The 26,314-nt window shown below is 40.9% G+C and carries 22 protein-coding genes; 9 read left to right on the top strand and 13 right to left on the bottom strand.

The genetic code is table 11. From position 1 onward, the window contains the following. Positions 1-17 precede the first annotated feature (17 nt). Positions 18-398 carry a response regulator gene (locus ACFQ3S_RS12085; protein WP_377164713.1) on the top strand — a complete coding sequence of 127 codons (381 nt, stop codon included), beginning with the start codon at positions 18-20 and terminating at the stop codon, positions 396-398. Continuing rightward, positions 398-1,441: an adenylate/guanylate cyclase domain-containing protein gene (locus ACFQ3S_RS12090; RefSeq protein ID WP_377164715.1), complete on the top strand. Its 1,044-nt coding sequence runs from the start codon at positions 398-400 to the stop codon at positions 1,439-1,441. Before ACFQ3S_RS12085 ends, ACFQ3S_RS12090 begins: the two co-directional genes overlap by 1 nt. Positions 1,442-1,870: 429 nt before the next feature. On the opposite strand, the gene ACFQ3S_RS12095 is transcribed toward ACFQ3S_RS12090, so the two are convergent. After that, entirely contained in the window at positions 1,871-2,752 is an 882-nt protein-coding gene (locus ACFQ3S_RS12095) for a diguanylate cyclase (protein WP_377164719.1), read from the bottom strand. A gap of 654 nt (positions 2,753-3,406) precedes the next feature. Here ACFQ3S_RS12095 and ACFQ3S_RS12100 point away from each other — a divergent pair. The 4 genes from ACFQ3S_RS12100 to ACFQ3S_RS12115 all read left to right on the top strand — a co-directional run bounded on the left by ACFQ3S_RS12100 (position 3,407) and on the right by ACFQ3S_RS12115 (position 10,712). Further along, positions 3,407-3,985: an RNA polymerase sigma-70 factor gene (locus tag ACFQ3S_RS12100; RefSeq protein WP_377164721.1), complete on the top strand. Its 579-nt coding sequence runs from the start codon at positions 3,407-3,409 to the stop codon at positions 3,983-3,985. 150 nt (positions 3,986-4,135) lie between these two features. Then, positions 4,136-5,125: a FecR family protein gene (locus ACFQ3S_RS12105; protein WP_377164723.1), complete on the top strand. Its 990-nt coding sequence runs from the start codon at positions 4,136-4,138 to the stop codon at positions 5,123-5,125. A 191-nt stretch (positions 5,126-5,316) separates the two neighbouring features. Next, complete coding sequence (locus ACFQ3S_RS12110; protein WP_377164725.1) at positions 5,317-8,718, top strand: SusC/RagA family TonB-linked outer membrane protein; 3,402 nt, start codon at positions 5,317-5,319, stop codon at positions 8,716-8,718. 26 nt (positions 8,719-8,744) lie between these two features. Further along, the gene (locus ACFQ3S_RS12115) at positions 8,745-10,712 is read left to right on the top strand and encodes a RagB/SusD family nutrient uptake outer membrane protein (protein WP_377164727.1); all 1,968 of its coding nucleotides are present in this window, start codon (positions 8,745-8,747) and stop codon (positions 10,710-10,712) included. A gap of 109 nt (positions 10,713-10,821) precedes the next feature. Here ACFQ3S_RS12115 and ACFQ3S_RS12120 read toward each other — a convergent pair whose 3' ends face one another. The 4 genes from ACFQ3S_RS12120 to ACFQ3S_RS12135 form a co-directional block, all read right to left on the bottom strand. Beyond that, the gene (locus ACFQ3S_RS12120; protein WP_377164729.1) at positions 10,822-11,322 is read right to left on the bottom strand and encodes an MOSC domain-containing protein; all 501 of its coding nucleotides are present in this window, start codon (positions 11,320-11,322) and stop codon (positions 10,822-10,824) included. Between the two features lie 9 nt (positions 11,323-11,331). Beyond that, the gene (locus ACFQ3S_RS12125) at positions 11,332-11,715 is read right to left on the bottom strand and encodes a DUF3037 domain-containing protein (RefSeq protein WP_377164731.1); all 384 of its coding nucleotides are present in this window, start codon (positions 11,713-11,715) and stop codon (positions 11,332-11,334) included. Then, positions 11,693-12,490: a HipA family kinase gene (locus ACFQ3S_RS12130; protein ID WP_377164733.1), complete on the bottom strand. Its 798-nt coding sequence runs from the start codon at positions 12,488-12,490 to the stop codon at positions 11,693-11,695. Before ACFQ3S_RS12130 ends, ACFQ3S_RS12125 begins: the two co-directional genes overlap by 23 nt. A 372-nt stretch (positions 12,491-12,862) precedes the next feature. Continuing rightward, positions 12,863-14,425, bottom strand: a complete 1,563-nt coding sequence (locus ACFQ3S_RS12135) for a M20/M25/M40 family metallo-hydrolase (RefSeq protein WP_377164735.1) — start codon at positions 14,423-14,425, stop codon at positions 12,863-12,865. 124 nt (positions 14,426-14,549) lie between these two features. Here ACFQ3S_RS12135 and pelA point away from each other — a divergent pair, with 124 nt between their 5' ends. Then, positions 14,550-15,707 carry a pectate lyase gene (gene pelA / locus ACFQ3S_RS12140; RefSeq protein WP_377164737.1) on the top strand — a complete coding sequence of 386 codons (1,158 nt, stop codon included), beginning with the start codon at positions 14,550-14,552 and terminating at the stop codon, positions 15,705-15,707. Positions 15,708-15,790: 83 nt separating this feature from the next. On the opposite strand, the gene ACFQ3S_RS12145 is transcribed toward pelA, so the two are convergent. The 3 genes from ACFQ3S_RS12145 to ACFQ3S_RS12155 all read right to left on the bottom strand — a co-directional run bounded on the left by ACFQ3S_RS12145 (position 15,791) and on the right by ACFQ3S_RS12155 (position 20,739). After that, on the bottom strand, positions 15,791-16,705 hold the full coding sequence (locus tag ACFQ3S_RS12145; RefSeq protein ID WP_377164739.1) for a DUF72 domain-containing protein: 915 nt from the start codon (positions 16,703-16,705) through the stop codon (positions 15,791-15,793). A gap of 41 nt (positions 16,706-16,746) precedes the next feature. Next, positions 16,747-17,814, bottom strand: a complete 1,068-nt coding sequence (locus ACFQ3S_RS12150) for a M20 family metallo-hydrolase (RefSeq protein WP_377164741.1) — start codon at positions 17,812-17,814, stop codon at positions 16,747-16,749. 375 nt (positions 17,815-18,189) lie between these two features. Beyond that, on the bottom strand, positions 18,190-20,739 hold the full coding sequence (locus ACFQ3S_RS12155) for a zinc-dependent metalloprotease (protein WP_377164743.1): 2,550 nt from the start codon (positions 20,737-20,739) through the stop codon (positions 18,190-18,192). Between the two features lie 145 nt (positions 20,740-20,884). Between ACFQ3S_RS12155 and ACFQ3S_RS12160 the strand changes: the two genes are divergently transcribed. Beyond that, positions 20,885-22,177, top strand: coding sequence for a DUF2851 family protein (locus ACFQ3S_RS12160; protein WP_377164745.1), 1,293 nt, complete (start codon positions 20,885-20,887; stop codon positions 22,175-22,177). After that, on the top strand, positions 22,174-22,395 hold the full coding sequence (locus ACFQ3S_RS12165) for a PspC domain-containing protein (RefSeq protein WP_377164747.1): 222 nt from the start codon (positions 22,174-22,176) through the stop codon (positions 22,393-22,395). Before ACFQ3S_RS12160 ends, ACFQ3S_RS12165 begins: the two co-directional genes overlap by 4 nt. 11 nt (positions 22,396-22,406) lie before the next feature. Here the strand turns inward: ACFQ3S_RS12165 and ACFQ3S_RS12170 are convergent, their stop codons facing one another. The 5 genes from ACFQ3S_RS12170 to argH all read right to left on the bottom strand — a co-directional run bounded on the left by ACFQ3S_RS12170 (position 22,407) and on the right by argH (position 26,276). Further along, positions 22,407-22,778: a response regulator gene (locus tag ACFQ3S_RS12170; RefSeq protein WP_377164749.1), complete on the bottom strand. Its 372-nt coding sequence runs from the start codon at positions 22,776-22,778 to the stop codon at positions 22,407-22,409. A gap of 456 nt (positions 22,779-23,234) precedes the next feature. Then, positions 23,235-23,600, bottom strand: a complete 366-nt coding sequence (locus tag ACFQ3S_RS12175) for a response regulator (protein WP_377164751.1) — start codon at positions 23,598-23,600, stop codon at positions 23,235-23,237. A gap of 233 nt (positions 23,601-23,833) precedes the next feature. Next, a complete protein-coding gene (locus ACFQ3S_RS12180; RefSeq protein WP_377164753.1) occupies positions 23,834-24,535 on the bottom strand; it encodes a DUF1345 domain-containing protein in 702 nt (233 codons plus the stop codon). A 4-nt stretch (positions 24,536-24,539) separates the two neighbouring features. After that, the gene (locus ACFQ3S_RS12185; RefSeq protein ID WP_377164755.1) at positions 24,540-24,740 is read right to left on the bottom strand and encodes a YwbE family protein; all 201 of its coding nucleotides are present in this window, start codon (positions 24,738-24,740) and stop codon (positions 24,540-24,542) included. 201 nt (positions 24,741-24,941) lie between these two features. After that, positions 24,942-26,276, bottom strand: a complete 1,335-nt coding sequence (argH, locus tag ACFQ3S_RS12190) for an argininosuccinate lyase (RefSeq protein ID WP_377164757.1) — start codon at positions 26,274-26,276, stop codon at positions 24,942-24,944. Positions 26,277-26,314: the final 38 nt, after the last annotated feature.

Raw genomic sequence — 26,314 nt, forward strand, 5'->3', positions numbered from 1 at the left:
ATATTTGAAGCGTACTTATGAAAATATTAGTAGTTGATGATGAGGCGGACGTTCAGCCGCTTTTTTTACAGCGTTTTCGCAAAGAGATCCGTAATCACGAGCTGGAATTTGACTTTGCTTTGTCGGGTGAAGATGCATTAGCCTATTTAAAGAAAAAACATTCTGAGGTGGTATTGATCCTGTCGGACATTAATATGCCCGGCATGAGCGGTATTGATCTGTTATCGAGAATAAGGCACGATTACGACGGGCCTCCTCCGCCAGTGGTGATGATGATAACGGCTTACGGCGATGAAGAAAATCACCGCCAGGCTATGGAGAACGGCGCTAACGACTTTTTGACCAAGCCGTTAGATTTTAATTTACTCAAAGAAAAACTTAAACCCTTAATTGCATAATGGCTAAAATACTGGTAGTGGATGATGAAGCCGACCTGGAACTGCTGGTAAAACAAAAGTTTCGCCGCAAGATCAGGGAAAATGTATATGAATTTGTTTTCGCGCAAAACGGTGAAGAAGCACTTCAACGGGTTAGAGAACATCCCGATATTGATATTGTATTAAGTGATATAAACATGCCTGTAATGGATGGCTTAACCCTGTTAAGCCATTTGCCCGAAGCTAACCCTATGTTAAAAGCGGTGGTAGTTTCGGCCTACGGAGATATGCAAAACATCCGTATGGCCATGAACCGCGGCGCATTCGATTTTGTGTTTAAACCTGTGGATTTTGCCGACCTGGACCTTACTATGGAAAAAACCATTTTGCATGTTAAGCAGTTACAGGAAACCATTAAAGCTATTAAAGAGAACAACATCCTGAAGATGTATGTAGACGAAAATGTGCTGAATTTTATGACGCACAAGGAGTTTGAAAATAGTTTATTAAAGAATGAGATACTCAACGGAACCGTAGTGTTCTTTGATGTTTGCGGCTTTACCGCTATTACCGAGCAGGTATCGGCCAATACGGTGGTAACTTTGCTTAACGGCTTGTTTGATAAAATTGTAAAAGAAATTATTGCACAAGGCGGCCATGTAGATAAGTTTATGGGCGATGCCGTAATGGCTGTTTTTAAAGGTGATTTTCACCTGGACCGTGCTATTGACGCTGCCTTGGCCATTAAAGAACAGATAAGCCATGAACCCGAAATTGCGGCTGGCGATAAAATGTATAAGCCCGAAATGTCGATAGGTATAAACTCGGGCGAAATGGTGACGGGTAACATTGGTTCGGCATCCTTAAAACGTTTGGACTATACTGTGATCGGCGATGTGGTTAACGTATCACAACGGTTGCAATCAGCCGCTAAGCCTGGTCAAATTGTGATTAGTGAAGAAATTTACGAAAAAGCTAAAGAATCTTTTAGTTGCGAAAGAATTGGCGAAGTTGTATTAAAGAACAAATCGAAGCCTGTTACCATATATCAAGTGCTGGCTTAGTCAGCACTTATCACCACAAGGCATCCTGATTTGCTTTATTATTAAAGTCCGAAATTGTAAAGGGTATGTTTTTGAATGGTCACAACTATTTGAACATACTCGAATAAATGAGGCCCATGTTATAAATACCTGCGAATCTATGCAGCAGGGCGACTTGCAAAAGGTTGCTAATACGGTGGCTTGAGCTGGCAAATCAACCAACGTTTAGATGCCGGTTTTAATACAACTGAAAATTACAGGCCAGTTAAGCAATTAACCCTGATCGGTTATAAATTGCTGATACGGGTGGCAGTGGTTACGTGCTCATGTTTGCAAAAGATGTCATAGCTGCAATATGCATTAGAAAAATATTAATTTAAAATTCCTTCAATAACCCTACAAGGTTTATAGAGTAGGAATATCAACGCATGGCTTTAAAGTTACCCGTAGTTAGGCTGTTTTATTGTTTTTCCACTTTTCACCTAAATTCATAATATATAAGGTTAATTCTTTAGTAAAAGTATCCAAGTTTTCGGCCGATTCTTTTATATATCCTATAGAGGTCAGTAATTCGGCTTTGGAATTGATAAGATGTTGTAAAACGTTAGCTATGCCTAATATATTGGCAACCGGTTGTCTAACCTTATGCGAGGTCATAAACATCATTTCTTCTAATCCTGCTATATATTCTTTCAGATAGGCCTCTGCGTCTTCCAACTCTTTATTAGTCACAATTAGCTCGGCTGCGCGGTTCTCTTTTTCCTGATTTTGATAAGTAAGTTCTGCATTAGCTATAATTAATTCGGCAGCACGCTTCTCCCTTTCTCGGTTTTGGTAAATTAACTCTTCGTTAGCTATATATAATTCGGCAGCACGATTGGCTTTTTCAGTATTTTGATACGCTAATTCTAAATTAGCTATCACTAATTCAGCTGCTCTTTTCTCCTTCTCTAAATTTTGATAGGCCAACTCAATGTTAGCAATGACTAACTCGGCTGCCCTTTTCTCTTTCTCATTGTTTTGAAAAGTAAGTTCTTCGTTGGCGATAATTAGCTCGGCAGCCCTGTTCTCTTTCTCAATATTCTGATAGATCAGTTCCTGATTGGCTGTGTATAACTCGGCCGCTCTTTTTTCTTTCTCTTGGTTTTGAAATGCTAACTCCTCATTGGCAATTACTAATTCCGCTGCGCGTAATTCCTTTTCATTTTTTTGAATAGCTAACTGATTAAGTGCTGAAAGCAATTCAGCCTCCCGGTTTTCTTTTTCCTGGTTTTGATATAACAGTTGTTTATTAGATATAAGTAGTTCGTACGATCTTTTTCTGTAGTCCATTACAATGCATTATTATTTGAAAAAGAATTTATAATATAATACCATATATGGTTTTTATAAAGTTATAATATGCTTTTAATATAGTTTAAAAGTTTAACTATTTAAAGCAGGCAGGCAATAGCAAAATAGCTATTAGTACAATATTTTACAGCAAGATGTATATTTTTGCCATAATGACTAAATTAAGTATTTATTGAAACATTGAAAATTTGCATATACCAATATACGTTGCTTAGGCGCAAAAAGTTATAATTGTTAACTACAGCATATTATTTAAAGCTGTTTAAATAATAACTAAAAAATAAACAGATATAGCTATATAAGCATACAAGGTAATTCCTTAATCTCAGGCATTTCTTTAGATCTTCAAAAAGTAACACCTTTATTTGTGTGCTTAAAAGCTACTGATTCCTGCTTCATTCTCTTCAGTTTCATTATCCTGTAGCATCAGAGCATGATGCTACAGGATAGTGATTGCATAAATAATTTCTACGTTCGCATTACCAATTATTTAAACTGTTTTTGCATTTAAATCAAAATCTTTACTTATTAAACCTTTGCCTTATTACTGTTTTGTCCGCTCAAAGCATTGGTATAGCGTTTATGTAATGGTTATGGTAAATGCTCAGTATTATAAACCTCGTAAGTTAACACATGCCTGATTTAAAAGAACTGACCGATATACAGTTGCTTGACTTAATAAAAACAAACCAGGAACCAGCCTTTAAAGAGGTGTATAACCGTTACTGGAAACATTTGTACGCTTTTGCGTATAAGCGTGTAAAAAGCCGCGAAGTGGCCGAAGAAATTGTTCAGGATTTTTTAACTAATTTTTGGGCCAACCGCGCCAAACTTCATATTCAAACTTCATTTGAGGGTTATATATATACTTCGGTAAAACACTTGGTGTTAAATCATTTTGCAAAAGAGGCCCGTAAATTAGTATTGTTTGAAAACTTGAGTATGGTAGGAAATGCTCAGGATAATTCTACCGAAGAGGTGATACAATTGCGCGAATTGCGTACCGTTATTGCCCGGGAGGTTAGTTACTTGCCTGTAAAGTGCCGCTCTGTTTTTGAATTGAGCCGCATGCAATACAAAACCAACAAAGAAATTGCAAATGTGCTGGGCATTTCCGAAAAAACTGTGGAAGGTCATTTAAGCAAAGCCATTAAACGCCTAAAAGTTAGTATTAGCCTCTTGGTAATAGCTATTGTAGCTTTTTGTATCTAAAAAATATCCCTCAGCAAAATCTATCATATTTTAAATCGAATACCATCCGTTTGGAAAAATATTTTTTCCAAAGCAAGGGTTGTGTCTTTTTCGGGTGTCATGTTTTATACCAATTCATAAAAACCAACATTCCTAAAGCTAAATTATGGTATGAAAATTACTCCTGAAATTATTGAAAAGTACTTAAATAATACCTGCTCGTGGGAAGAGAAAAGGGAGGTTGATGATTGGTATAGAAGTTTTGATGATAACCCCGACTCTTTAAGATTAATGAACGAAGTAGAACAGGATAGCTTAAAAAGGTCAATGTATAACCGTTTTAAAAATGGTATTGCAGGTAAATTAAATTCTGGTACGCAAAATGGTACCAACAATAAGATATATACATTGGTTTGCGTAGTAAGTGGTATAGCCGCATTGCTGCTTTTAATATTTAAAACCGGCGTTACCGATCAGCCATCGGTTTATAGTAAAGAACATAACCAAAGCCAGAAAGTAGCTTTTAGCAATTCGGGTTTTGGCATTTACAAAAAAATGCTGCCCGACGGCAGTTTGGTTTGGCTGAGCCCTAATAGCACAATAACATATCCTCAAAAATTTACAGGCAATTATCGTGAAGTAACATTAGCAGGAGAGGCTTTTTTTGAAGTTAGCAAAGATATAAAGCACCCCTTTATTATAAGCAGTAATGAATTAACCACCAAAGTTTGGGGTACCAGTTTCAGGGTAAAGGCCTATAATAATTTACCAGCCGAAGTATCGGTACTTACGGGTAAGGTTTCGGTTAATAAAAACAGCTCAAACGCACAGGTCATGCTATCCCCGGGTGAAAAAGCTACGTTGGTAAATCATCAGCAATTAGTGAAAAATAGTAATGCAAGGGTTAAAGCTGAGATGCGGATCTGGAAAAAAGTATCACTTTCTTTCGATAACGTGAAGATCAAACAAATTTTCCCTGAGCTCAATAAAAATTTTGGGATCAATATTTACAGTGCCGATCCTAAGCTGAACGACTTGGTTTTCACAGGCGATTTTACCGACCAAAGCCTACCTGCCATATTAGATATGATCAAAGAATCCATCAATGCCAATTATAGCATGGAAGATGAGAGAACGTTTTTATTTAAAACAAATAATTGAATTACATAGAAGCTCAATTAATTACAAACCACATGAGACAAATATTGAAGCAAACAAGTGAAGCACCGTAAGTAGCAGCCTTTAAACGCATCCTTACAGCCGATTCATAAAATGTGTGCTATTTAAAATAATTAAAAACCAATTAATGTATGCAATATTATCTACTCAATCCTGGTAACTGCCTCAAGATCATGAAAATCACATTCAGCCAGTTACTCATTGCATTAATACTTTCCAGTGTATCCTACTCCAAAAGTACTAATGCCCAAATTCTCGATAAAATAGTAAGTGTTACTATAAAGCAACCTAATTTAGAAGGTGCGCTTAAAGTAATTGAAAAAACCGCCGGTGTAAAATTTGTTTACAGCAAAAGCATCATTAAAACCGATAAGCAGGTTAGTTATACCGGTACCGCGCAAAGGCTTGATGTGGTGCTGAACAGTATTTTGCCAAGCGAAATATCTTACCAGCTTATTAATGACCGCATTGTGTTGAGCAACAAAAAAACAGTAGCAGCCGATATACAACCGGTAACCCCAACCGCAGCACAACAAGCACCCATAAAAGGCAAAGTAGTGAGCGATAAAGGCGAAGAACTGATTGGCGTAAGTATTACCGTTAAAGGCACAACCACCGGTACCGTTACCGATGTGAACGGAAATTTTACTCTGCCTAATGTTGAACCTACCACCGTACTGGTATTTAAATATGTAGGTTTTGCAACTCAGGAAGTTACGGTAGGTGCGCAAACCGAGTTGAAAATTACGTTGGTTACTCAGTCAAGCAGCCTTAACGAGGTGGTTGTTGTAGGTTACAACGTGGTAAGAAAAAGCGATGTTACTGGTTCGGTGGTTAGTGTAAATGCCGAAGAGATACGCTCCAGACCTGTTCAAAATGCCATACAAGCACTACAGGGTAAAGCTGCCGGTGTGGATGTTACCTCAAACGAGCGCCCGGGCGAAGTTGGCCGTGTACTTATTAGGGGTGTACGTTCACTTAGTGCAACAAGTAATCCTTTGTACGTGGTTGATAATATTCCATTATCTGCTGGTGGTATCGAATCATTAAACCCGAACGACATTGAGACAATGGACGTGCTGAAAGATGCGTCGGCTACGGCAATTTACGGATCTCGTGGTGCAAATGGTGTAATTATAATTACCACTAAAAAAGGTAAGGCAGGTCGTTTAGCACTCGATTATGTGGGTACTACCACTGTTGAGAATATTGTAGACCGTACAGATATGATGAACTCGGCCGAGTATATAGAGTTTCGTCGCAATGCTTACCGCAGGGTTGGTTATTTAAACCCAGCTGCAACACCTGCTACCACTTACCCCGCAGTGCCAACCCTGGCCGATGATCTTCGTATTTTTGGTAATGATACTTATGCGCGTGCCAACATTACACAAGGATGGCAAAATGGCGTATTTGATGGTAACCTGGTGCCAACCACCAATTGGACGGATTTGGTAAAAAAGACAGGTGTAACAAGTGATCATATTTTAAGTGTGAGCGGCGGTACCGATAAAGTGACCGGTTATGGCTCATTTGGATACCTGCAACAACAAGGTACACAGTTAGGTCAGGATTATAAGCGATATACCGGAAAGGCAAATGTAAATATCACGCCTACCAAATGGTTATCCATGGGTGTTAACCTTAACGCAACCTATAGTTTTCAAAACTATGGTTTTGCAACAAGTAATGCTACCGGCCCGGGTACATTGTATTTTGCAGCACAAGGCATGTTGCCTTATGCTGTTCCTTTTGATAATAATGGCAACCGAATTAATTTGCCTGGAGGAGACATCACTATTTTAAACCCGATAGGAGAAGATCAGTATAATATTAACCTGCGAAAAGTAATGCGTGTATTAGGTTCATTTTATACAGAGGTTACTTTAATGAAAGGATTAAAATACCGTTTGAACTTCGGCCCCGATTTTAACAATAACTATAACGGCCGCTGGCAAGATCAAAACTCTATAAACCGTGGTGGTGGCGAGCCGGGCTCAACTAATTATGCCCAATTAAATCAAAGCAACAGGTTTTCATACACGTTAGATCATTTACTGTATTATAATAAGAGTATTGGAAAGCATGATTTTGGTGCCACATTGCTATACAGCAGTTTATATAACCGTACCGAAACGTCAACAATGTTGGCCACTAAGCTTCCATATAACAAACAATTATGGTACCAGCTAAATTCGGTATCAGCATTGGATGCATTTGGAACTAACTTTGTTGAAAACTCGCTATTATCGTATATGGGCCGTATCAACTATAGTTACGATAATAAATATTTGCTTACGGCATCTGCTCGTTGGGACGGGGCCTCACAATTGGCACCTGGCAATAAATGGCAATTTTTCCCCTCAACAGCTTTAGCCTGGCGTTTAGATCAGGAAGAGTTTATTAAAGATGTACCGTGGATAAACCAGTTAAAGTTGAGACTCGGTTATGGTGTTACCGGTAATGCCGCAGTTACCGAATATAGTACTGTTGGTGTGCTACAAACTTTATATTATACATTTGGTGCAAGCGTACAGCCCGGTTATGTTGCATCTGATGCATCATTGGCTAACCCAATTGGCTTGCCTAACCCCCTGTTAGGATGGGAACGTACCACCCAATATAACCTGGGTATCGATTTCGGATTCTTTAAAGGCCGCATCAGTGGTACTTTAGATATGTATAAATCGCGTACTAACGAATTGTTATATAATACTCCTGTTAACCCCGTATTAGGCTATACACGTAGTTTGGCAAATGTGGGTATAACTGCCAACAGAGGTTTGGAGTTAACATTAAATACAGAAAATATACAAAACCAAAACTTTAAATGGTCGAGTACATTAAATTTTGGTATTAATAAAGATAAAGTCGAATCATTACCGGCCGGTAACGATTATAACTTTGTTCCTGCTTTAGTAATTGGCTCACGCATACAAAGTTATTATGATTATAAAAAGATCGGCATATGGCAAAACACCCCGGAAGATTTAGCAGAAATGGCAAAGTTTAATGCCAATATAGCCAGTGCTAACAGCCAGTTCAGACCAGGTTCTATCAAAGTAGCCGATCTGAACAACGATTATCGTATTGATGCCAATAATGATCGTACGGTAGTTGGTTTTGGTACCCCAAGCTGGAATGCCGGTATTACCAATACATTTACCTACAAAAACTTCGATTTATCTGCATTTATATTCTCACGCTGGAACTTTACCATACTAACCGGTTCAGAGGCGTTACAGGGCCGTTATGCACAACGTTTGGTTGATTACTGGACACCCACTAATCCAACAAATGATTATCCGGCCCCAAACTACGGCAGCGCAAATGGCGATACTTACCGTAGTTCTATGAACTATCAGGATGGTTCGTTTGTAAAGGTCCGTAACATTACACTTGGCTATGTACTCCCTAACTTGGTTGCTAAAAAATTAACCTTATCGCGCGTAAGGGTTTATTTACAGGCTTTAAACCCAGGCTTGATCTACTCTAAAGTTGATTGGGTTGATCCAGATTTGGGAGGTTCAACCTTTAACAGGGGCTTTGTACTGGGATTAAATGTTGGATTTTAATTGTTTACGATAATACGATACAAAACATGAAAAATATATCAAAACTTATATATGGTGCCGCCTTGGCTTCAAGCTTAATGGTTTTACCAACTTCATGCAAGAAAAGTTTCTTGGATGAAAATCAAATTACGTTACTAAATACAGAAGATTTTAAAACAACCACAGGAATAGATGGATTAGTGATCGGTATGTACCAGAGTTTAAAATTTCACTTTAATTACACCTGGGCTTATACCACTACCAATTATGGTGTTGATGAATTTACAGCCGGTGGCGATCGTACCGAGCAAATGTGGAACTCGTACGATGGTAACCTTAATTCATTCTCACCCGATGCTGCAAGCGTTTGGGATAATATGTATGGTAACATTAACTCCGCAAACATTGTGATAGAGAATGTGCCTTTGTATTATACTGGCGCAGCTAAAGACACTCGTTTGGGCGAAGGTTATTTTATGCGGGCTTTTGATTATTTTAAATTAGTTAAGCAATTTGGTGGAGTGCCTTTAAGACTAACCCAATCAACAGGTATTGAGTATAATTTTACGCGTGCAACAGCTAAAGAAATTTATGCGCAGGTAATAAGCGATTTTGAAAAAGCGTATCCACTTTTACCTGCAACACCGGGTGAAACCGGCCGTATCACCAAGTGGGCAGCTGCACACTTTTTAGCTAAAGCATACTTGTACCGTGCAAGTGAGTTAAATAATGATTTTAATGCCGATACTAAAGAAGCCGATTTAAATAATGCTATTAAATATGCCGACTTGGTAATTAATACCAGCGGACACACCCTTGCTACCAATTTTAGCGACCTGTGGAACTTTACCACCTTAGATGGTGCAAACGAAACCAATAAGGAGATTATTTTATCTGCCCAGTTTTCTGGTAATACGGCAACACAAGGGCGTTACGGAAACCAAATACACTTATATTACCCATCAGTTTATCAAAATTTACCGGGTATGCAGCGTGATATACCAGGTGACCGTGAATTTCAGCGCATGCGATCAACAGATTATGCATTGGATGTGTACGATCGAGTGAACGATTCGCGTTTTTGGAAAAGTTTTAAAACTCGTTACCTGTGTAACCGTCCTGCAGGTGCCCCTGTTTGGACCGCAGCCAATGCGCCAACACCTGCACAAGTAGGCCAGCCAAGGTTTACCGGCGGGCAAGAGTCTATATTGTATATTGTAAATAATGCAGGTGATACCCGTTATACATCGGCTAATATAGCCCTGCGGGCACCGTCAATGTATGTAAGGTACTTTGCAGGCCAACCCGAAAACTTATTAGGTGGTCATGGTAATTATGGTGTAAGCCAGTATGTAGCATTATCTAAATTTATGGATGGCTCACGTAACGCTGTAGCGTCGCAATTTGGCCAGCGCGATGGTATTTTAGGCCGCTTGGCCGAAACTTACCTCATAGCTGCCGAAGCATACGGTCGTTTAGGACAATATAGTGCTGCCATTCCGTATTTAAACAAAGTGAGAGACCGCGCCGCTTATAAAGATGGTGAAGATCGTGCTGCCTATGTAGATGGCGGTGTAGCATACAAAAACAATGCATCTGCTGCTGCTGCATTTGTATCTTACTCGGATAGAAATACTTATTACGAATCAAACAACATTGCTACCACAACAGCGAATACCTTGAATGGTGTACATTTAAATAGCGAAGCTGATATTTTTAACTCTACCAGGGAGTTTTATAGCCGTTTGAGTGCAGGTTCAAATGCTGATAAATTTTTAGCCTTCATATTAAATGAGCGTTCACGTGAGCTAATGGGTGAGTTGATGCGCTGGGAAGATCTGGCTCGTACGCGTACCCTTATCTCCAGAACAACAGCCTTTAGCGATGAAGCGCGTCCAATAGCAACAAAGCACTACCTGCGTCCCGTTCCTCAAACATTTTTAGATGTTAACCGGAAAGACAACCAGCCTTTAACCCCTGCCGAAAAAGCAGCTATGCAAAACCCGGGCTGGTAATAAATACCATTTTGTTTAAACAGACAAAGCCCCGCTACATTGGCGGGGCTTTGTCTGTTTAATGAGTTTTATTATAGCAACTAATAGATTAATAACAACAGTTTAGTATTTACAGATCTTCTATTCGCACCCCATCTCCAATATTAATAATTCCGCCCTTTATAATACGCGCTGTGATACCTCCATGCCCCCGTACAGCATTATAACCACCCGGGCCTAAAACTTCTTCCATGCGCGAGCAGGGGTGGCATTCGCCGGTGTACTCCAAAAGTACGTTACCTACGTAAAAGCGGCGGTCTTTAAATGCGTAAAGATTAATGCCTTTCACTACTATATTGCGGCGTAACATGCCGGGTGTTAAACCAGGGATCTGCATTACCGAGGCTATCAAATCCAAGTGTTCTTGCTGAATTAAGGTTATCTGCCTTTTGCTGCTGGCCGCCCCCGAAAAGTGATCGCCGGCTAAACCTTTCAAAGTTATAGCCTCAACCTCGTTTAGTGAAACCAATGGTTCTCTGCGCCCGGGCCTGATGCCTATCCAGGTTACCGTGCCTTGCTGGGGCATAGTATCCATTAATGTTTGCAGCGGCGAATTTGGAGATAACTTCATGACAATTATTTATAGAACCAGCTGGGCATGTAACCGCTGTAATGTTGCCGGGGCATTGGCTGTAAAGCCCGGGTGTACTTTAGATGCCTGTACCACCGTACTGCGGGTAGCAGTTAACCACCTGAAACGAGATGCAGCATCCAATTTGCCAATAGGACCACCTTGTAGGGTACCCAGGCAAATTTGCTCAAAGGAATGTAAGTTAGCAGCCAAATCGGGTAAATGCAGTTGTTTGCAAAAGGTTTGCAACCGCTGCTCATCAATTGTATATATACATTGCAAAAATTTAAGCCTGGAGCAATACAATATTACGCCTATGTTTAAAAACTCCTCGCGCTCCACCCTGGGTACGGCGCGTATTACGGCGTACTCAAATAATTGATGCTCTGGCATGTTGTGCTTCGTTTATAAAGTTTATTGATGCGGATAAACGCGTGGTTAAAAACTGGTAATAAACCTCACGTCGCTGTTCGGCCAAGTCTTCTGAGCAAGCATCAATCAGCCAGTCGTCTGGCAGCAGGTTAACAATGGCACGGATACGTTCACTGGTGAGTATGGCTTTAAACTCAGTGTCTACTGTTTCCAGTTCATCGGCCCAGGGAAGTAACACATGGTCTTTCACCTGTGCAAAAGGGCGCTTGGCCTGTTCTTCCCAGTTATGCCACGAGTGATGAAAGTATAGGGCAGCTCCATGATCTATCAGCCAAAGCTCTTGATGCCACATCAGCATGTTGGTGTTGCGTGGTGTACGGTCTACATTGGTTAACAGGCAATCCAGCCATACAATTTGCGAAGATAGCTTACCGCTTAAACGGTTGACGGTAGGGTCGTATGTAATAGCACCCGACAGGTAGTGAAGCGCCAGGTTTAAACCCGTGCTGGCTTTCAGCAGGTCTTGTATTTCTTCATCAGGCTCGGTGCGTCCAAAAGCGGTATCCAGGTTGGCAAATACCAGCTCGGGTATTTTAAAACCCAGGGTGCGCGCAATTTCACCGCCCAATAATTCGGCAACCAGTGCTTTTACACCCTGGCCGGCCCCTCTAAATTTAAGCACGTACAAAAACTCATCGTCGGCCTCGGCAATTGCAGGGAGTGAACCACCTTCGCGCAACGGGGTAACGTAGCGCATTACGTTAACTGTGCGTAACTGACCTTTATGAATATCCATCCCCATTAAGTTTCCTTAGGTAATTACAAAATATATGATGTAGTGGGCAAATATAAGCATAGACCGTATTTTTTGTAGGTTTTGCTTTTGATGATTAATTGAATAGATATGTAATGTAGGAATTATTTTTTGTAATAAATTAACACCTAATTGTGGTTACTTATTTGTGAAAATAGAATAAGCGAGCCGTAACTTCCTCCAATTAATATTTATATAGTTTCAAAATATATTCGGTTTTCTTCATAAAACCTCATATTTCTTCATTTTTCATAAGCACGTGAAAAATTAAATAAAACTCGTATTTATTATAAATATAGGCACAAAAAAAGCGGACTATAAATAATGCCCGCTAATGTTTGTGATGCTGTATGGTTACTGATCCAGCCCGCCGCGACGGGTAGCCTTCACCTGTACAGGCCAAACCATAGGCTGGCCGGTACGTGGGTTATTACCTAACGGGGCTCTTTCGGTTGATGTTCTTTGCGGATCTTCGCAGGCCATGTAAACCAGTATGGCGGTTAAAATAGCGTTGTTACGCACATCATCGAAAACAATTTTATCATAGGTATCGCGGTTGGTGTGCCAGGTATAATTGCCATAGCTCCAGCCTAACGAGCTTAACGAGAAACCAGGTGCGCCCACAGCTACAAAGGAAGCAAAATCGGATCCACCCGCACCTGGCACGCCAGGGAAATTGGTTTTAATAGAATCGCGGATATTTGATGGTACTGCAGCCAACCAGCGTGTTATGTATTCGCTGGCTTTGGCATAACCCTGACCTCCAATGTTTACCACACGGCCGGTTCCGTTATCCTGGTTGAACAGGGCCTGCAGGTTTTTTACGATTTCTGGGTGGTCTTCCACAAACGCGCGGGAGCCATTCAGTCCTTGTTCTTCACTGCCCCAGTGACCTACCAAAATGGTGCGTTTAGGGTTAGGATAGATTTTTTTCAAGATGCGCATAGCCTCCATCATGGTTAAGGTGCCGGTACCGTTATCGGTTGCGCCGGTTCCGCCATCCCACGAATCAAAGTGGGCCGATAGCATAACGTATTCATCGGGTTTTTGCTTGCCTTTGATCTCGGCAATGGTGTTGAAGGTTGGTACTACACCCAGTTCTTTCGATTCGGTATGTACGCTAATACGGGGCTTAACGCCCGACTCGGTTAAGCGGTATAGTAAGCCATAATCTTCCAAGGCTATATCAACGGTAGGTACTTTTTTGGTATAAGCACTGAAGATCTTATCTACACCAAAACCCGCCGACCAGTTACTGGTGATGATACCTGCAGCCCCGGCATTTTCTAAAGCTACAGGCAGGGTACGGGCGTTAAAACCGGTTTTGGTAATACGTTTACGCCATGCATCAGTTTGGGCGGTACGGTCTGTCTTCATGCTTTCAAATGATGCCTTGGTGGCATATTGCTGCCAGTTATCATCAGGGCGGCCGGTTGGCTGAGCCATGGAAATCATTATAAACTTACCTTTAACTATAGGGAGCCATTTTTGAAAAGCGGCAGAATCGGCCAGGTCGGGGAGTATCACCATTTCGGCGGTAACGGTTTTATCGCCCATGCCCGGGCTCCAGGCCAGTTGTGTACCCTCTAATGATTTTACCCTTGGGTAAACCATGTCCAGGTGTGAAATGCCTCTTTCCCAGCCGCGCCATTCACCCCATTTTTCGTTGCGTGCAGTTACACCCCAGCTTTTGTATTTAGCTACAGCCCATTCATTTGCTTTAAGCATTTGAGGGGTGCCTACCAAGCGCGGTCCTACGCCGTCAATCAGTTCATGCGCAAGTTTTTGCAACTGAGAGTTTTCGCTGCCTTCTTTAACAATTTGGTCTACCACAGCGTTTTGCGCCTGTACCAAACCCGAAGAAAGCATGAGTACGATAGCCGGTACAAGGGTTAATGAGTTGAGTTTGCATTTCATAAGGCCAATATAATAAAATAATGAGTTTTTACAGAGTCACGCTGTTGTTACATAATTTGCTTTACAAATACGCTCATGAGTTATGTAGGAAACAATCAAATTGTTAACTTTAAAATTACCAATTATGAAAATACTGACTATACAATTCGCTTTCATGTTTTTATGCTCCTTAGCCCATGCACAAAATAAAGTTTCCGGCTATTTGATAGATACCCGCGCGTTTGATAGTAATGCCGGTCACTGGTATGGTATTAGGGATAAGCACAATGTGATTAATCCTAAAAAGAATCAGCCTAAATATAAAACAAGCGACCTCGTTGCAGTAGGCGATAATATAGTGCTCTATCAAAAAAACAACGGAGGCTGGCCCAAAAATTATGATGTGATGGCTGTGCTAACTTCCGATCAAAAAGATAGTCTTTTCAAAGATAAAGCTAACCTGAACACCACTTTTGATAATGGTACCAGCTATACCCATGTGGCTTGCCTTGCTGGCATTTACCAGGCCACCAAAATTAAAAAGTATGCCACCGCTGCCACTGACGGTTTAAATTACATTATGGCTGCTCAGTATAATAATGGAGGGTGGCCTCAGTATTTTCCGTTGCAAAATAATTATAGCCGGCATATTACCTATAATGATGATGTATTTGCAGGGATTATGGAATTGCTTAAAGAGGTTAAGGATAACAAGAAGCTGTACAGCTTTTTAAATAACGCTGTAAAAAAGAAAGTGGAAGTAGCTTATCAAAAGGGGATAGGCTGCATTTTAAACACCCAAATTAACGATTTTGGTGAGATAACAGCCTGGTGCCAGCAGCATGATGAAGTTACCCTGAAACCTGCCTGGGCCCGCGCCTTTGAACCACCGGCTATTTGCAACGGCGAAAGTGCCGGTATTGTATTGTTACTGATGGATATTGATAACCCTTCGGAAGAGGTAAAAACGTCGGTTAAGCATGCAATTGACTGGTTTAACGAGTCGGCCATACAAGGGATCAGGGTAAAGGTAATACCTGCTGCCCCCGATACCAGCCAGTACACCGTTTCAAATATTGATAGGGTAGTGGTGCAAGATTTAACCGCGCCAACTATATGGACACGCTATTATGAATTACAAACCCATCGTCCTTTGTTTTGTAACCGCGATAGCAAGGTAGTATATGCTCTTAAAGAAGTAGAGCGTGAGCGGCGGTCGGGATATGCCTGGTACACCTATAATCCGCAAAAGGTGTTAAACCAATACCCGGTATGGGCAAAAAAATGGGGCGTAGATAAGTAGACGGCTTGCCTTACTGATATATTTATAGGGGGCTGCTCTCACTATACTTCAAAACAATAAATCCGTTTTTTACCAGATTTATATTAAAACAATGTATTGTTGGTCGATAAAAATTTTGGCCGTGCAATGTTTAAATGTAATTCCTGGTTAAGGCGTTGTATCAGGTAATCGCATAATATGGGTGCCGCCAATTCATCGGGCTGGTGCATACCAAAGTAAAGCGATTGTAAACCTGCATTGCTCCATTGCTTAACCCGGTGTACCCATTCATCTATTCTTACATAATCGGTAGGGTGCAGGGCGTTGCCTACAAAACGTATAAAGGCATGTGGTGTGGTAAGGGTCATGTGCACCACATCGCGCCTTCCGGCGGTGTCGGTTATAATGGCACCTACATTCAGTCGCTCCATCAGTTCAAAAGCAGCATTGCGGTTAACCGATTGCGAAAACCATTCGCGGTGCCTGAGTTCGGCAAAAAATGGCAGGTCGCGAGGCAGGCTCTCGAGGTAAGCTTTAAACTCAGGAAAGTTTTTGGGTAAATAACTATCGCTTACCTGTAAAAATATAGGTCCCAGCTTATCTTCAAAAGCCAGCATACTTTCTAAAAAGCTGGTGGTTATTTCATCAGTACCTTTCAGCTTTTTAAGGTGGCTTATGAGTTGATTAACCTTGGGACAAAACTTAAATCCGGGATTTACGGCTGCTTTATCTTTCCACTTACTTATGGTAGCCGAATCATACATACGGTAATGTGTAGTATTGAGTTCAATCATATTAAACTGCCTGGCATACTCCTGCAAAAAGTCGGTATCTTTAGTTTTAGCCGGATACAAATTACCTTTCCAAACTTTTTGTGCCCAACTGGAACAGCCTACATAAACCTGCAGGGTTTTACCGTTTTTTGCCTTACCCAGCACACTGGTGGTTATATCGGCATCAGGGGGCAAAGTAAAATCTATTTCGGCTAATTGTGGTATAGCTACTTTACCAAATTCCATAGGATAGTTAATGTATAATTGTTTAAAAAGTGTTTGCCGCTTTATAAAATTAACTTTTCAAGCATTTTAATGTATAATTCAATTCCTTCGCGTATCTCATGTGTGTAAACAAATTCATCGGCTGTATGTGAGCGTGCCGAATTACCCGGACCCATTTTAAGCGAGGGTATGTCCAGCAGTGCCTGGTCTGATGTGGTAGGCGACCCATAAGTGCTGCGACCTAAAGCTATGCCGGCTTGTACTATAGGATGATTTTTATCAATGGACGAGGGTTTGAGCCTAACCGATCGGGGTATTACCTGGCAACTCACCTGCTGCTGAATAATGTTCAGCACTTCTTCGTTGCGGTATGCATCGGTTACCCGTACATCAACCGTAAAATTGCACGTAGCTGGTACCACGTTATGCTGCGAACCTGCGTTGATGATGGTCACCGACATTTTTATAGGCCCGAAAAGTTCCGACTCTATGGCAAAACGGTAATTGCGAAACCATTCAATATCATTCAGCGCTTTGTAAATGGCATTTTCCCCTTCTTCGCGGGCAGCATGACCCGATTTGCCGTAGGCTACACAATCCAGTACCATTAAGCCGCGTTCGGCAACAGCTAACTGCATTTGAGTTGGTTCGCCTACTATGGCAAATTCCAGCGCACCCAAATCAGGTATAATGAGCTCCAGTCCGTTCACGCCTGAAATTTCTTCTTCGGCAGTCGTGGCTATGCAGATGTTATATTTCAGATTTGGTTGATCATAAAAATGCAGAAATGTAGCTATTAGCGATACCAGGCACCCACCGGCATCATTACTGCCTAAACCATATAACTTGCCATCTTCTATAGCAGGATCAAGTGGGTTTCGGGTATAGCCCGAGTTGGGTTTTACCGTATCGTGGTGTGAGTTAAGTAATATTGTTGGCTTTGCTGCATCAAAATGCAGGTTATAAGCCCATATATTGTTAAGCTTGCGTAGTGTAGTTACGCCTTGCTTGTTAAAAAAATCTTCAATTAGAGCGGCTGTCAGGTCTTCTTCTTTACTGAAAGATTGTGTTGCGATCAGTTGTTTTAAAAGTTGCAGGGCGTTATGATATAGCGTATCGGTATTTGCCATAGGTTTTAGGCTTGCATGCCTGAAGTTATACCTGCAAATGTAGATGATTTTAAATTAGTACTTGAAAAAAGATTTATTATTAGCGCCCGAAATGAACTTTAGATAAGCCATGCGAAAATTCCTACAAAACACAACGCAGGCCGTATAAAGTGATGCGGCCTCATTCTGTGTATATCAGGGCTGGGAATATATACAATTACCTGCTGGCCAAAACTTGCTGATTTATATCTTGTAAATAGTTTATATTATTGCTGGCAAAAATTACACCTTCGGTATAAACATGGCCCTTAATGGTTAGCATACAGCGGTTTTAAACACAAAGCCGCCTTCTGCAAACAGAGGCGGCTTTGTGTTTAATTAACTAAACTTATTGTTTTAGCTCTTCGGATTTAATGTTTCGCTAATGCGTTCGGAAAGATCCTGTAAATGGTAAGTGCTCATGGAATCAGAGATATTTGCTGATTTGATCATGGCGTTAATAGCTCGCAGTTGTGCTTTGGCTACCGATATGGCATCAGTTTGCTCCAGCTCGCGGGCAGGGGCACCACGGCCACCTAAAGCCACTTGTACTAATGCGTTGGGTGCAGGTGGTTTAACCATATCAATTAACTTATCAACATACAGTTTTTGCAGGTTACGACGGTAAACGTCAATAGCCTGGTTGCTTTTGATCTCACGGAAAATTATATTTTGCATATCGGCCATAAAGTCGGTGACTTTGTAAGCCTTTGCACCGTCAACAGCCTCAAAGGCAACTAACTTGTTTAGCACGCGTGGAGTAACCAAGCGGCTCAAAGCAGCATCCTGGCGGGTATAAATAACTTGTAACGGGTTGGTACCAATATCGCTTAACACTGCTTGGTTTAATAACCAGGTTGGTGTAGTAAATAATTGCTTATCTAAAAATGCCATAGCTTCTCGCTGGGTTGCGGCTGGTGTGTACTCATACACAGTACCGGCCTGGTCGGTAGTTTTGGGGTTTTCGTAAATACCACCTACGTTTTTGGCTACGTGGCCCATGTAGCGGCCAAATTGGGTAACCAGCTGGTTGTACATGTTTTCCAGGTCGTCATATCCTTCGCCTTTTTCTTTGGTCCATTCAGGTAGTTTAACTACAATACGTTGCAGATTTTTAATACCGTATGCGCTGGCTACCATAGCATTATCGCTTAAATCCTCATTTTGCGAGTGCGGATCATCGGGATTAGTTTCCGTACCAAACCATAAACGACGATTTTTGGCGCTTTCGATAGTCATCTTATTAAGCTCCTCTTTCTCTCCATCGGCACCTTTATCGCCTAAATATTTGTAACCCCATTCAATAGCCCATTTATCGTAATCGCCAATGCGAGGGTATAAACCTTTTGCCGAAATGTTATCCTCCGGCTGAGCTACATAGTTAAAACGAGCATAATCCATAATAGATGGGGTGTGACCGTTAGCCTCTACATAAGCCTTATCGCGCAATTTTTCAACCGGAACGGTAGAACTTGAACCATAGTTATGACGCAAACCTAAGGTATGGCCAACTTCGTGCGATGATACGAAGCGGATCAGGTCGCCCATCAGTTTATCATCGAAAGTCATTTTGCGGGCGCGCGGGTCAACAGCAGCCGTTTGGGTAAAGTACCAATCGTGTACCAGTTTCATAACGTTGTGGTACCAGTTGATATGCGTTTCCAGGATCTCGCCGCTGCGTGGATCGGAGATGTGCGGACCACTGGCATTTTCTGTTTCAGATGGTTTGTAAACAATAACCGAGTGGCTGGCATCGTCTAAACTCCAGGTTGAATCCTGTTTGCTGGTTGGGGCAACTTTGGCTACAATGGCGTTTTTAAAACCGGCTTTTTCAAAAGCGGCCTGCCAATCGTTAACACCGGCTATTAAATACGGTACCCATTTTTTAGGCGTTGTTGGGTCTATGTAATAAATAATTTGTTTTTTAGGTTCAACTAATTCACCTCGTTTGTATTTGGCCATATCGGCAGCTTTGGGCTCCAGTCTCCAACGGGCAATTAACTGCACATCTTTAACTCCCTGCGGGTTCAGGTCAAAATCGGTATAGTTGCTGGTAAAGTAACCAACACGGGGGTCGAAGTAACGGCCTTTCATAGGTACTTTTGGCAATATTACTATGGAGGTGTTTAGTTCAACCGTTACCGAACCATTTGCAGCACCAGCAGTAGGGGCAGGGGCACCACCACCACGGCCAAACGGCGAAGCAGCCGCCAAAAGGCCATAGGTTTTTACAGTACTAATTTCTACGTTATTATAGTAGCTGCGTACATTTTCAATATAACTGCGATCGGCCACGAGGTTACCTAAGCGGATGCGTTGCTTTGCTTGTGGCGAACTGAAAAAGAAGATCTCGTTATCACCGTTAATGTAATCGGTCATATCAATAACGCTGCCCTTCGAGTCGGGCGAGTAGGCTGCCACATTAAAGGCGGCAGCAATAGCCTGTATGTTAGAGCGTTGTACAGCCTGGTACATTGATTTTGTACTATCGGGGCTGTAAACACTGTAGGATACCTTGCGTAAAAAAATACGGTTATTAGGTCCTTTTTCAAACTTAATAACGGTACTGCCAATTTGGTCACCGGCGTAACCATCGGCCGCACGTACTTCGGCACCTGCGCGGGCAATGCGGTTTACCACTAATATATCGCGGTTAAGTACACTATCACCAATCTCAAAATAGTATTTATCATCTATTTTGTGGGTTTTAAATAACCCCTTACGGCTAACAGCCTTTTCGGTGATCACGCTTTTGTAGGGGCGAGGCTGTGCTCGGGGGGCTGCTGCGGCATTACCGGCAAAGCCACCGGGTATGGCGGCCCGTCGGGCAGCACTATCGGGCCTTCCTTGTGCAAAGGAACCGGTAGCAACCGCGGCAAATACCAATGTTAGTAATAGTTTATTCATTTTAGGAAGTTAAAATTTTATCAACTAAATGTAAAGCAAAGAAGCTTAATTGCATAAATATAACTTAAATGTTACAGTATTTATTTGGATACGAACTTATGCCTAAAGCATCTTGTGGGTCTGCACTTTTTATTTAATTTAGTTGATGCTTTTCAACGAAGACTTTTTGCATCACATCTGGAAATTTAAGCTGTACGATTTTCGGGATCTGCAAACTACCGATGGAGAGGCATTAGAAGTAATTTCGGCTGGGGTGCATAATCACCATGCCGGGCCCGATTTTCAGGATGTGCGCATCCGTATAGGCGATACGCTTTGGGCAGGACATGCCGAAATTCACATTAATGCGGGCGACTGGCATAAGCACAATCATACCCATAATGATGCTTACAGCAATGTGGTGCTACATGTAGTGTACCATAATAATGAGCCAGTTTTATTGCCCGATGGCAATGCCATACCTACTTTAGAATTATTTGACCGCATACCCGAAAGCCTGTATTTACGCTACCATCAACTGGTGTACGGTAACCAGAAAATTATACCTTGCGAAGGCAGCATTAAAACCGTTAATGGTATTACCATACGCAACTGGCTAACACGGGTACTGGTTGAGCGGCTTCAAAAGAAATCAGAAGTGGTTATAAATAGCCTGCAACATAACCGGGGCAATTGGGAAGAAACATTTTACCAGTTTTTAGCAGCCAATTTCGGGTTTAAAATTAATGCTTTGCCGTTTGAACTGCTGGCCAAATCGTTACCGCAAACTATATTGGCCAAACATAAAAACAGCGCTTTTCAAATTGAAGCCCTGATTTTTGGGCAAGCAGGTTTTTTGGAAGGCAGCCTGACCGATGCCTACCCGGTTGAATTGAGGGGAGAATACCATTTTTTGCAGAAAAAATACGGTTTAGTACCTGTTGAAAAACACTTGTGGAAGTTTATGCGTTTACGCCCTTCTAATTTTCCAACTGTCAGGCTTGCACAATTTGCCGCGCTAAGTTTTCAATCAAACCATTTATTTTCTAAAATATTAGAGACCGATAGTGTAGTGCAATTACGCAAACTTTTTAGTAATATTGTAGTTAACGAGTATTGGAGAGATCATTACCGGTTTGATGTGGGATCGAAACCCTTTATAAAAAACTTTGGTGATATTTCTATTGATCTGCTATTGTTAAATACGGTGGCTTTGTTTTTGTACAGCTATGGAAGTTATTTGAAAATACCTGCTTATGTTGACAGGTGTTTGGAACTGCTGGAAAATTTGCCGGTTGAAAATAATTTTATAATCAACGAATTTAAAGAACTGGGTGTTAAAGCTGACAGTGCATTTGAATCGCAGGCATTGCTGGAATTAAGGAGCAGCTATTGCGATCACAAAAAATGTTTGCAGTGTGGAGTAGGGAATCAAATATTAAATTTAAGCAATATATGATGCAGCGTATTTTAACCTTTTTTGAAAGATATTCGTTTGGGGTATGTACCTATCTGGGCGAACGCTTTAATATTTCCATAGCCAAAATCAGATTGTTTTTTATTTACTCTTCTTTTTTAGCGGTGGGGTTTCCAATTATGTTCTATTTTTTTGCTGGCATAGTTTTAGATATCCGTCATTATATTAAACGCATGCGTACCCGGGTTATGGATTGGTAGTTTGAAAGAGCTTAACAAGCCAGTTTTAATTCAATATCTTTAAGTAAAGCGTATATATCGGCGGTTTTAATTTTGCTTAAATTTAAATTTTCCGATTGACGGAACGCATAGGTGTAATTATTATAATCTTTTCCTGATATCATCATTAACGGAATATCTTTTACCGTATCAATAGCTTTTAACGCGCGACTTACCGTCATACTATCAACTTCAGAAAGCATACTATCCATTAATATCAAATCAGGGTGGCATCTGGATATTTCGCTAAATACTTTGTAAGAGCGGTATAAGGGGCAAACATCATATCCCTGGCAACCCAATATTTGCGATAACCTGTTGAGTTCCATTACGTCTTCATCAATAATCATTATCCGCTTGCTCATAATTGTATATTTATGTTAATTAGTGTTCAATTAACATGCCACAACCTATACAATTCCAGTTCACTTAAATTAGCGGTCAGTCAATATTCAATTGTTACAAGCAAAAACAATTTCCATACAAATAGGGGTTACGGGCTGGCAGCTTGTTTTATTATTTTTGGCTTACACCATATTTTCAACCGTGTTACACGGAAAGCTTGCAGAACTTTTGCAGGTTTTTTAAATTTCAATATCTACCAACCTTCAGGATGTGTTAGTATTTAATGTTTTTATTATGGCAATTATTTTAATTATTAATTATAAACTGAGATTGATGTCATCTCAAATATAAATAGTAAAGTGTTGCCCAACTATATACTATGGCAAATATACCTTCCAGCATTGTGTATTATACAATACACAAAATAGTTAAAAACACATTTAAAGTAAAGTTAAAAACCTTATTAAATAAGGGGATCAGTTGCTGGCGGTAAGAAGAGTTACTTTCTCTATCAGTTCGGTAAGATCAAAGGGTTTGGATATAACAGCCTCGCAACCGAACGATGGATAATCAACATCACGGTTAATGTATGCTGAAAAAATAATTACTGGTATGTGGCTTAATTTATCGTCAGCTTTAAATTGCTTGCAAATTTCACCGCCGTTTGCGTCACCAAGTAAAAAATCGAGTATAACCAAATCGGGGTTATAGGCATGCGCTACCTGTAAAATATTTTCACTTGTGGAGGTGGTATGTACATCAAAATTTTCGTAAGAAAGCACCTCATTCACCACTTCCAAAATATCCTGATTATCATCCAACACTAATATACGCTTCAACATCAATAGAAAATTAGGGGTCAAGTTGCAAATGCAATTCACTGCATAAAGCCTGGGTGCAAATATACCTTAACTAAAATGATGTACAAATATTATAGTATTTACTTATGTAAAAATATTGTAACTTATAATTTAAACAGGTATATTAATAAGTTATAATTTTTATTTTCATTAGGTTATAATAGGATAGATAAAAATTACTGAATGTATGATTGTTAATTAAATTTTTACCACAATTAATTTTGTGCTATTAACCCCGAAATAACATTAATACTTAAAGCTACAATGGCAGTATTAAAGGCAAAAGCTATAAGTGCATGCAACAAGGCCAAACGGCGTATCTTCCTGGAAGATATTTCCACATCAGATACCTGGAAGGTCATCCCTATAACAAAGGAAAAATATACAAAATCGAGGTAATCGGGCTCCTGCTCATTGGCAGGAAATTGTAATCCTCCCGTAGGTTTGGTAGCATCGTCGCCATCCGAAATGTAAAATAAGTGTGCATAACGCATCGTAAAAACGGTATGCACCAGCCACCACGAGGTAAAAACCGAACCGGTTGCCAGTAATACATGCTGGGTGATCTCTGCCGGCAATAGGTGTTTGTTCGATTTCAATAAAAAGATAATTGCTCCTAAGCTCACTAACGACGCGAAGATGACAAAAAGGAATATAAATGTGCGGCTGGAGTCTTCGAGCTTAGCTATTTTTTTTACGTCTTTAGGATGGGCAGTAAAAATAACAAACCATTGCGGAACGATCAAACTAAATGCAAAGCAGATCCATGTGAGCAGGATAAGTTCAGGGCCTGATAATTTTTTGTAAAAAACGCTTGTTATTACAACTGCTACAACCAAAGCAATCAGCAAACGATGGTGCGCATCCATGTAATACTGCATGTTTTTTTGGATTTTATGTGTTTTGGAAATAGCCATTGGTTTAGTTCTCCTCTACAATGTGCGCAACCCGCCCAACCTGTCCATCCTCCAGCCTAACCTTAATTCCACGGGAGTGATAGGCCGAACTGGTAAGCAAGCGCTCCACAATTCCACGCGTTAAGTTACCGCTGCGCTGGTCTTTTTTAAGTATAACATCAACTTCCAGGCCGGCATAGATGTCTTTACGGTTTTGTCCGTTCATTGGGTTAGTTATTAGTTGTTAAGTATGTTTAGCATTGCAAATGCCTGAATAAGGTGCTGTGGTTAAAAATTGTTAGTTTGAGATAAAAATTCCTGGCCTCTGAAGGTGCAATATCAAATGTCTGAATTGTTATGCTGAACCTGTCGAAGCATTCGCCGCTTTGCAAAGTCTTTCACAAGCTCACACTAATAATCATAACTATTATTTCACCAGTTTATCAATAGCTTCTGCCGTTTTATCAAAATTAAAATTTTGTAAAAGGCTATTCATGGCCTGTGTAATTTCGGCGTTCATTAAATTTCCAATACTACCCTCATGGGTATGATTAATTGTTTTTTCTGGTTTGAAATTGCCTTGCTCTATGGCCAATCCTACTTGTTTATATGCATCACGAAAGGGTACGCCATCCAGTACCTGCCGGTTTACTTCTTCTACGCTAAAAAGGTATGCATACTTGGCCTCATCTAAAATATTGGTTTTTACGGTAATGTTTTGTAGCATAAAGTTAGCCATTTGTAAACAGCTTTTAAGCTCGGTAAATGCCGGGAACAGTAACTCTTTCAATAGCTGCATTTCGCGGTGATAACCCGATGGCAGGTTGGTGGTTATAAGGGCAATATCGTTGGGCAGGGCTTGCAGGCGGTTGCTTTTACCACGCATAATTTCCCAAACATCGGGGTTCTTTTTATGCGGCATAATGCTGCTGCCGGTGGTTAAACTTTCGGGATAGCTTACAAATGCAAAGTTCTGGCTCAGATACAGAGTTTGGTCCATTGCCATACGGGCCAGCGTAGCCGCCACGGCCGATAGCGCCTGTGCTATAATACGTTCGGTTTTGCCACGCCCCATTTGTGCGTAAACAACGTTATAGTTTAAGCTATCAAAACCTAATAACTGGGTAGTTAAGGTGCGGTTAAGTGGAAAAGATGAGCCATATCCTGCTGCCGAACCCAAAGGGTTTTTATTGGTGATTTTGTAAGCGGCCAGTACAAGTTCCAGGTCATCGGCCAGGCTTTCGGCATAAGCGCCAAACCACAACCCGAATGATGACGGCATAGCTACTTGTAAATGTGTGTAACCAGGCAGTAATACGGCTTTATATTTTTCGCTTAGTTGTATCAGTAAAGTAAATAACTGCTCCACTTCCTCAACAACCTGCTGTAATTGGTGGCGGAAAAAGAGTTTCAGGTCAACCAAAACCTGATCGTTACGGGAGCGGCCACTATGAATTTTTTTACCGGCATCGCCAATGCGGCGGGTGAGCAACATTTCTACCTGTGAGTGTACATCTTCTACACCGGTTTCAATTTCAAAGTCACCAGCCTGTATATCTTTGTAAATACTCTTCAATTGGGCCTGTACCAGTTGAAGGTCATCGGTGCTCATCAATCCAATGGTTTGCAGCATTTGTGTGTGTGCCAGGGAGCCTAATACGTCAAAAGCGGCCATTTGCCGGTCAAACTCGCGGTCGCGGCCAACGGTGAAGTTTTCAACCAATTCATTAACGTTTGTAGTTTTTTGCCACAGCTTACTCATGCTGCAAAGATGTGTAATTTTATGTATTGCTGAAAGGA

The organism is Mucilaginibacter terrae, from assembly GCF_042679325.1.
Classification (GTDB): domain Bacteria; phylum Bacteroidota; class Bacteroidia; order Sphingobacteriales; family Sphingobacteriaceae; genus Mucilaginibacter; species Mucilaginibacter terrae.